General features: G+C 50.8%; 2 tRNA genes and 2 rRNA genes. All 4 read right to left on the bottom strand.

Going from position 1 to position 1031, the window contains the following annotated elements:
* Nucleotides 1–93 (bottom strand): 23S ribosomal RNA (locus tag ACP69V_RS15830); the annotation flags it as partial.
* Nucleotides 94–342: 249 nt separating this feature from the next.
* Nucleotides 343–418 (bottom strand) — tRNA-Ala (locus ACP69V_RS15835).
* Nucleotides 419–448: 30 nt separating this feature from the next.
* Nucleotides 449–525: transfer RNA gene (locus ACP69V_RS15840), tRNA-Ile, on the bottom strand.
* 82 nt (nt 526–607) lie between these two features.
* Nucleotides 608–1031 (bottom strand): 16S ribosomal RNA (locus ACP69V_RS15845); the annotation flags it as partial.

The raw sequence follows: 1031 nt of genomic DNA on the forward strand, positions 1-1031 counted from the left end.
TTTGCCGACTCCCCGAAGCTTTTCGCAGGCTACCACGTCTTTCATCGCCTCTGACTGCCAAGGCATCCACCGTATGCGCTTCTTCACTTGACCATATAACCCCAAGCAATCTGGTTATACTGTGAAGACAACATTCGCCGAAAATTCGATAATACTCAAAACTGAGTAACTCACAAATTTTACCTTAGCCTGATCCGTTACCAGTGAAAGTAACGTTCAGTCTATCTTTCTATCACATACCCAAATTTTTAAAGAACGATCTAATCAAAGACTAGAAATCAACATTCACCATCATTTTGATGGAATGCTCATTTCTAAGCTTTCAACTTCTAGAAGCAGTAGTGGTGGAGCCAAACGGGATCGAACCGTTGACCTCCTGCGTGCAAGGCAGGCGCTCTCCCAGCTGAGCTATGGCCCCGTATTTCTACAGGCGTTTCCCACACAAAATTGGTGGGTCTGGGCAGATTCGAACTGCCGACCTCACCCTTATCAGGGGTGCGCTCTAACCAACTGAGCTACAGACCCAATTTCGGGCTGCTTCTTATCGTCTTCTTCAATGAATCAAGCAATTCGTGTGGGAACTTATGGAGCAGCTGATGTCGTCGATTAAGGAGGTGATCCAGCCGCAGGTTCCCCTACGGCTACCTTGTTACGACTTCACCCCAGTCATGAATCACACCGTGGTAACCGTCCTCCCGAAGGTTAGACTAGCTACTTCTGGTGCAACCCACTCCCATGGTGTGACGGGCGGTGTGTACAAGGCCCGGGAACGTATTCACCGCGACATTCTGATTCGCGATTACTAGCGATTCCGACTTCACGCAGTCGAGTTGCAGACTGCGATCCGGACTACGATCGGTTTTATGGGATTAGCTCCACCTCGCGGCTTGGCAACCCTCTGTACCGACCATTGTAGCACGTGTGTAGCCCAGGCCGTAAGGGCCATGATGACTTGACTTCGACGCCAACGGCGGTCTGTTCGAGCCGCTGCTGGGCGAGAACGACGCCATCGTCTCCGACAGCCTGAACCA

Source organism: Brevundimonas sp. PWP3-1b1 (assembly GCF_049896065.1).
Classification (GTDB): Bacteria; Pseudomonadota; Alphaproteobacteria; order Caulobacterales; family Caulobacteraceae; genus Brevundimonas; species Brevundimonas intermedia_B.